Source organism: Amycolatopsis sp. NPDC004772 (assembly GCF_053601215.1).
Window position 1 is genome coordinate 21,288 of the sequence record NZ_JBSGBK010000105.1, and the last position, 7,008, is coordinate 28,295.

The 7,008-nt window shown below is 69.3% G+C and carries 9 protein-coding genes; 6 read left to right on the plus strand and 3 right to left on the minus strand.

Features of this window, described 5'->3' with window-relative positions; translation table 11 throughout:
• Positions 1-28: 28 nt before the first annotated feature.
• Complete coding sequence (locus ACWEF6_RS37845; RefSeq protein WP_449687355.1) at positions 29-175, plus strand: hypothetical protein; 147 nt, start codon at positions 29-31, stop codon at positions 173-175.
• Positions 176-178: 3 nt separating this feature from the next.
• On the opposite strand, the gene ACWEF6_RS37850 is transcribed toward ACWEF6_RS37845, so the two are convergent.
• The gene (locus tag ACWEF6_RS37850) at positions 179-772 is read right to left on the minus strand and encodes an NADPH-dependent F420 reductase (protein ID WP_449687356.1); all 594 of its coding nucleotides are present in this window, start codon (positions 770-772) and stop codon (positions 179-181) included.
• A gap of 68 nt (positions 773-840) precedes the next feature.
• On the opposite strand from ACWEF6_RS37850, the gene ACWEF6_RS37855 reads away from it, so the two are divergent.
• Positions 841-1,167 carry a winged helix-turn-helix transcriptional regulator gene (locus ACWEF6_RS37855; protein WP_449687357.1) on the plus strand — a complete coding sequence of 109 codons (327 nt, stop codon included), beginning with the start codon at positions 841-843 and terminating at the stop codon, positions 1,165-1,167.
• Here ACWEF6_RS37855 and ACWEF6_RS37860 read toward each other — a convergent pair.
• Positions 1,055-1,708 (minus strand): hypothetical protein, encoded by a 654-nt coding sequence (locus ACWEF6_RS37860; RefSeq protein WP_449687358.1) that lies wholly within the window; start codon positions 1,706-1,708, stop codon positions 1,055-1,057. The two genes, ACWEF6_RS37855 and ACWEF6_RS37860, sit on opposite strands and share 113 nt — an antisense overlap.
• 129 nt (positions 1,709-1,837) lie before the next feature.
• Positions 1,838-2,818 carry a sugar-binding transcriptional regulator gene (locus ACWEF6_RS37865; protein ID WP_449687359.1) on the minus strand — a complete coding sequence of 327 codons (981 nt, stop codon included), beginning with the start codon at positions 2,816-2,818 and terminating at the stop codon, positions 1,838-1,840.
• Between the two features lie 129 nt (positions 2,819-2,947).
• On the opposite strand from ACWEF6_RS37865, the gene ACWEF6_RS37870 reads away from it, so the two are divergent.
• The 4 genes from ACWEF6_RS37870 to ACWEF6_RS37885 all read left to right on the plus strand — a co-directional run.
• Positions 2,948-3,952 carry a zinc-dependent alcohol dehydrogenase family protein gene (locus ACWEF6_RS37870; RefSeq protein WP_449687360.1) on the plus strand — a complete coding sequence of 335 codons (1,005 nt, stop codon included), beginning with the start codon at positions 2,948-2,950 and terminating at the stop codon, positions 3,950-3,952.
• Entirely contained in the window at positions 3,939-5,279 is a 1,341-nt protein-coding gene (locus tag ACWEF6_RS37875; RefSeq protein ID WP_449687361.1) for an ABC transporter substrate-binding protein, read from the plus strand. Before ACWEF6_RS37870 ends, ACWEF6_RS37875 begins: the two co-directional genes overlap by 14 nt.
• Positions 5,279-6,211, plus strand: coding sequence for a carbohydrate ABC transporter permease (locus ACWEF6_RS37880; RefSeq protein WP_449687362.1), 933 nt, complete (start codon positions 5,279-5,281; stop codon positions 6,209-6,211). The genes ACWEF6_RS37875 and ACWEF6_RS37880 overlap by 1 nt, the downstream gene beginning before the upstream one ends.
• The coding region (locus ACWEF6_RS37885) for a carbohydrate ABC transporter permease (RefSeq protein ID WP_449687363.1) at positions 6,208-7,008 on the plus strand (801 nt) is incomplete at its 3' end. The genes ACWEF6_RS37880 and ACWEF6_RS37885, both read left to right, overlap by 4 nt.

Below are 7,008 nucleotides of genomic sequence, written 5' to 3' on the forward strand. Positions count from 1 at the left end.
TGGAGGCTTCGCGACCCGGGAGGGGACCATGGGGAACTTCAAGCGCGTACTGGCCGGGATCTTCTTCGCCGCCGCGGTCGTCGTGGCCGTCGCCCCGGCCGCGTCGGCCGCATCGATGGTGGAGTACGCCCTGCTGGACGGCACGAACGCCACCGCCATCGAGTACGGCCTCTGAGGCTCAGCCCGTCCGGGTCCCCACCGGGGTCAGGATCGCCTGCGCGTCCTCTCCGGCGAACCACAGCCCGATGACGAACGCCGCGGTCGCTTCGAGCAGGGCCGCGCGGTCGAGGCCGCCCGCGGGGACCGGGTGCGCGCCGATGTCCCGGACCAGCGTGCTCGCCGCTTCCAGCGCCGCCGGGTCGTCGCCGCACAACGGGACCGACAGCGGACGGCCGCCGAACACCGGCGGGGTCATCCGCCAGATGTCGACGTGGGCCAGGTTGAACGCCTTCACGACGTGGGCATCCGTGGCGATCCGCGACGCCACCGGGGTGCCCGTCAAGCAGGGGTCGTTGGTGCAGTCGACCAGGACCTTCCCGGCGAGCGAGCCCGCCTCGGCGAGCACGTCGCCGATCGCGCCGGCGGGGACGGCCAGGAGCAGCACGTCGGCGAAGGCGGCCGTCTCGCGCCAGGTTCCGGTGGCGGCGCCGAGCCGCCCGGCCAGGGAGTCCGGGTCCGAACGGCCGCTCACCATCAGGTCGTGGCCCGCGCGTGCCCACTGCGTGCCGAGCGCGTCCGCCATCCCGCCCGTGCCGAAGATCCCGATCCGCATGCGTCCTCCTTGTGCTTGGCTGGTACCAGCACGACGGTAGGAGCCCGGGAAGGAACCGAACGGTAACCATGGACTTCCTCGCGGATTGCCGCACGCGGCTTGCCTTCGATCTGGTCGCCAACACGTGGAACCCGGTGGTGCTGTGGGCGTTGCGCGGCGGCCCGCGGCGGCACGTAGACCTGCGGCGCACCATCGGCGGCATCAGCGCGAAGGTGCTCACGGAAACCGTGCGGCGGCTGGAGTCCGACGGGCTCGTCGAGCGGCGCGAAGGCGCGTACGCCCTCACGCCGTTGGGCGAGACGCTGCTGGAGCCGATCGAGGGCTTCGGGCGCTGGGCCGCCGAGCACGGCGATGACGTCGTCGCCGCTCGAAGGCGAGCAGAACGATCAGCATGATCAGCTCCAGGGCGGGGAGCGGGTAGCCGAGGGTGATTCCGGCGGCGACGTCGAACGCCGGTGCGCCGATCCCGGCCACGAACACCCAAGTCGGTGCGGTCAGCGGCTTGGCGGCCGGTGACCACGGCGTCTTGCGGCCCGGCTTCGCGACGGACAGCCAGGCCTGGAACGCCAGGGCGCTCGCCATCAGCGACGCTCCGGCGATCTGCGGCCAGGCGACGGTGCCGGTGTCCGCCGACTCCCGGAGGGCGGGGGACAGCAGGAAGATGCCGGCGTAGAGCTGGATCAGCGTCAGAGCGAACTTCGTCAGCACCCACCAGTGCCGGAAGTAGCCCCACGCCGTCGCGCCGGCGAGCAGGAGGCCGGTGAACGCCGAGACGTTGGCCATCGGGGCGAGCAGGACGGAATCGAGGCGTTCGGCCATCGTCGGGGCACCCGACGCCGTCAGCACGACGAGGGCGAGGGCCTGGCTCATCCAGGCGACCGACGAAACGACGTGCAGCCAGACGACGGACTGGCGCCAACGAGGAGAAGTCTTCACGGCCTCCAGGCTCGCGAACCCCGGGCGCGGGCACATCGGGCGCGACCCGGATTTCGCCCCGGACGCGGGACACAAGTGCCTGCGCCCGGCGGGGTACGGATCCGGTGCCGCGCTACCCCCTAGGGAGTATCAGCGCGGCGGGTTCTTCGCCGCCAGCGCCAGCAACGGCACCGCCGCGGCGGCGTCGGTGATCAGCGTCGAGACCATGCCGGACCGCAGGACCGCGTCCACCGCCGCGGCTTTCGGCCGGCTGTACCCCAGCGCGATCACCTCCGGGACCGCCATCAGTTCCTCGTGGCTGATCGCCAGCACGTGGTGGGCCAGACCGGTCGACAGAGCGTTTCCCGATGCGTCGAACAGCCGGGCCGCGACCTCCGCCGTCGCGCCGCGGGCCGCGATCGCCGCTCGCTCGGCCTCGTCCAGCGCGTCGTACACCGTCGACTCGCCCGGCTGCCACGCACCGATGCTGACCACGGCTTTCGTCAAAAGACGGAACTGGCCGAACGTCTCGGCGATCCCCGGCTGGCGCCGCAACGTCTCCGTCGTGCGCCGGTCCGGCAGCACCAGCGGCCCGAAGATCGGGTACGCGTCGCCGCCGGACACCGACGTCACGCGGCTGACCGTCTCCACCGAACGGCCGCGCATGTCCATCCCGGCCTGCACCCCGCAGAGCTGGACGATCGGGCACCGGGGCAGCGACCGGACCGCCTCCGCCATCGCGTTCACCGACCGGGCCCACGACAGCCCGATGACGTCCGACGGGACCGCGATGTCCTCCAGCAGCCGCGCCGCCAGCGCGCCGATTTTCGCCCGGACGACCTCCTTCGGCTCGCGCTCGGTTGAGCGTTCGAGCACCAGCGCCCGCTCCAGGCCGTACGCCGAGCGCACCTCGTCCGACAGCGCCAGGTCCACCGGTACCGGCAGCGCGAACTCCACCCTGACCAGGCCGGACTCCATGGCCGTGTCGAGCATCCGCGCCACCTTGAACCGGCTGACGCCGAACTCGCCCGCGATCTCCAGCTTGGAGCGTCCCTGCACGTAGAAGCGCCGGGCGACGGTGGCCAGCAGCATCGCTTCGGTGAGCGACGCACTCTTCCGAGAAGCGCTCATCTGAGCATAATAGCGCGAAATCCAGCCGAAAGGTTGACGTAATACCGACGTCAGACCTGTAATGCCTTCACATGTTCTCGACGCGATAGGTCAATGTTGCTCATATGAGCGGCGAGGAAGGGGTAAGGCATGCGTGCCGCCATCGTCGACCGGCCCGGTGAGATCAGGGTCGGCGAGGTGCCCGATCCGAAACCCGGGGAACGTCAGGTCGTCGTCAAGGTCGGAGCGTGCGGCATCTGCGGCACCGACCTGCACATCGCGGACGGGCACTTCCCGCCCACCCCGTACCCCATCGTCCCCGGCCACGAGTTCGCCGGGGAGATCGTCGAGCTCGGCGCGGACGTGCCGGGCGAGTGGAAGGTCGGCGACCGGGTGGCCGTCGACCCGTCGCTGTTCTGCGGCTACTGCGGCCCGTGCCGCGCCGGCCACGGCAACCTCTGCGCGAACTGGGGCGCCACCGGCGACACCGTCAACGGCGCTTTCGCCGAGTACGTCGCCGTCCCGTCGTCCACCTGCTACCGCATGCCGGACGCGATGACCTGGGAACAGGGTGCGCTGGTCGAGCCCGTTTCCTGTGCCGTGCACGGCGTCCGCCGCGTCGGTGTCGAGGCCGGCGAACGGTTCCTCGTCGTCGGCGCCGGCACCATGGGCCTGATCATGCAACAGCTGCTGCAGCGCTCCGGCGCGCAGGTCACGGTGGTCGACCGCAACGAAGCCCGGCTGCCGCGCGCGAAGACCCTCGGCGCCGTCGCCACCGCTGCCGATACCAAAGACCTCAACGGCGAGAAGTTCGACGTCGCCGTCGACTGCACCGGCGCCGCGCCCGCCATCGAAGCCGCCTTCGACGCGATCCGGCGCGGAGGACGGCTGCTCGTCTTCGGTGTCGCCCCGGCCGAAGCCCGCGTCGCGCTTTCGCCGTTCCGCATCTACAACGACGAGATCACCGTCGTCGGCTCGATGGCCGTGCTGCACAGCTTCGGCGCCGCCCTCGACCTCGTCGCGTCCGGCGCGATCGACACCGACGCGCTGCTCACCGACACCCTGCCGCTGGAGCAGTACCCCGAGGCGCTGGCCAAGATGCGCAGCGGCGCGGGCCTCAAGGTGCAAGTCCTCCCCGGAGGTGGCCGTGCGTAAGCTCCTCACCCTCTTCGCGGCGACGTCGCTGCTGGTCACGGGCTGCGCGGGCGCCGGCTCGCTCGGCACCGGCACCAGCACGCTCGTCATCGCCATCGTGTCCAACCCGCAGATGAAGGACGCCATCGCGCTCGCGCCGGAGTTCGAGAAGGCCACCGGGATCGGGCTGAAGTTCGTGTCCCTGCCGGAAAACCAGGCCCGCGCGAAGATCACCGCGTCGACCGCCACCGAGGGCGGCGAGTTCGACGTCGTGATGATCAGCAACTACGAGGCCCCGCAGTGGGCGGCCAACGGCTGGCTCGAAAACCTCGAGCCGCACATGGCCGCGACCCCGGGCTACGACGAAGGCGACTTCATCCCCAGCATCAAGACGTCGCTGTCGTACGAGAACCAGATGTACGCGGTGCCGTTCTACGGCGAGTCGTCGTTCCTGGCCTACCGCAAGGACCTCTTCGAGAAGGCCGGGCTCACCATGCCCGCCAAACCGACGTGGCCGCAGATCGCGGACTTCGCCGCGAAGCTCGACGACAAGGCCAACGGCGTCGCGGGCATCTGCCTGCGCGGCAAGCCCGGCTGGGGCGAGAGCCTCGCGCCGTTCACGACCGTGGCGAACACCTTCGGCGCCCAGTGGTTCGATAAGGACTGGAACGCCAAGCTGACCTCGCCGGAGTTCACCCAAGCCGCGAACTTCTACGTCAACCTGATCCGCGAGCACGGCGAAGTCGGGGCCTCCAGCGCCGGGTTCTCCGAGTGCGGCACGCGCTACACGCAGGGCAACGCGGCGATGTGGTACGACGCCACGGTCATGGCGGGCACCAACGAGGACCCGTCCAGCAGCAAGATCGTCGGCAAGTCCGGCTACGCGCCCGCGCCGGTGGTCAAGACCCAAGCCAGCGGCTGGCTCTACACCTGGGCGCTCGGGATCCCGAAGGTCGCCAAGGACAAGGACGCGGCCTGGAAGTTCATGGCCTGGATGACCGACAAGGCGTACGTGCAGAAGGTCGGGGCGACCTACGGCTGGAACCGCGTCCCGCCGGGCGTCCGCCAGTCGACGTACGCGATCTCCGAGTACGCCGACGCGGCGAAGGCCTACGCGAAGCCGACGCTCGACGGCATCGCGGACGCGAACCAGCAGAAGGTCATGGCGAACCCGGTGCCCTACCCCGGCATCCAGTTCGTCGGCATCCCCGAGTTCCAGGACCTGGGCACCCGGGTGAGCCAGCAGCTGTCGGCCGCGATCGCCGGCCGCGAATCCGTCGAAGACGCGCTGAAGCAGTCCCAGGACTACGCGCAAACCGTGGGTGACTCCTACAAGGCGGTGCAGTGATGTCCACGCTCTCCGTATCCACCCCCACCTCCACTTCGCAGGCGAAGGTCGAGGAGAAACGCGGCCTGAGCACCGCGGCCAAGAGGCGGCTGCCGCTGCTGCCCGCGCTGATCTTCGTCATCGCGGTGACGCAGCTGCCGTTCCTGCTCACCGTGTTCTACTCGTTCCAGTCGTGGAACCTGGTCCGGCCCGGCTCGCGGCACTTCGTCGGCCTGCAGAACTACGTCGACGTCTTCAGCGACACGACGTTCCTGGTCGCGCTGCTCAACACGGTGCTGCTGACCGTGGTGTGCGTGTTCGTCGCGCTGCTGCTCGGACTTGGCCTGGCCATCCTGCTCGACCGGAAGTTCCTCGGCCGCGGCGTCGTCCGGACGCTGCTGATCACGCCGTTCCTCATCCTGCCGGCGGCCGGCGCGCTGCTGTGGAAGACGACGATGTTCGACCCGACCTACGGGCTGCTCCACTTCGTCTTCGGCACCGACGTCGACTGGCTTTCGGAGTTCCCGCTCGCTTCGGTGATGGCCCAGATCGTGTGGCAGTGGACGCCGTTCATGATGCTGCTCATCCTGGCCGGCCTGCAGAGCCAGGCCAAGGACGTGCTCGAAGCGGCCAATGTGGACGGTGCGGGCCGGTGGCGGACGTTCGTCTCCATCACGCTGCCGCACCTGTCCCGGTTCCTGCAGCTGGCCACCCTGCTGGGCGCGATCTACATCGTGAACAGCTTCGACGCGATCTTCCTGATGACCCAGGGCGGCCCGGGCACGGCCAGCACCAACCTGCCGTACTACATCTACCAGCGCGCGTTCGAGGGCTTCGACGTCGGCCAGTCCTCGGCGATGGGCGTGGTCGTGGTCATCCTGACGATGATCGTCGCGACCTTCGCGCTGCGCCTGATGTTCCGCACGTTCTCGGTGAGCGGAGGGATCAAATGACGACCGTGGCTCCCCGCAAACGGGCGTACGGCAAGGGGTCGCTGACCGTCGCGACCTGGGTGATCGCGATCCTGTTCGTCTTCCCCCTGCTGTGGATGATCCTGACGGCGTTCAAGCAGGAGGCGGACGCCTACACCGACCCGCCGAAGCTGTTCTTCACGCCGACGTTCGAACAGCTCGGCAACGTCCTGAGCGGCGGCTTCCTGCCGTACCTGTCCAACTCGGCGTTCGTCACGATCCTCTCGACGCTGCTGGTGCTGCTCCTCGGCGTCCCGGCGGCGTACGCGCTGTCGCTGGCGCCGGTGAAGGGCACGTCGAACGCGCTCGGCTTCTTCCTCTCGACGAAGATGCTGCCGATCGTGGCGGCGATCATCCCGCTGTACGTGATCTCGCAGAACACCGAGCTGCTCGACACGGTGTGGGCGCTGGTCATCCTGTACACGTCGATGAACCTGCCGCTGGCCATCTGGATGATGCGGTCGTTCTTCCTCGAGGTGCCGCACGAGATGATCGAGGCGGGCCGCATCGACGGCGCCAACCTGCCGACCCTGCTGCGCAAGATCATCATGCCGGTGGTGGCGCCGGGCATCGCGGCGACCGCGCTGATCTGCGTGATCTTTTCCTGGACGGAGTTCTTCTACGCGGTCAACCTGACGGCGGCCCGGGCGGGCACGGTGCCGGTGTTCCTGGTCGGGTTCATCACCAGCGAGGGTTTGTACTGGGCGCAGCTGTCGGCCGCAGCGCTGCTGGCGTCGCTGCCGGTGATGATCGTCGGCTGGATCGCGCAGAACCACCTG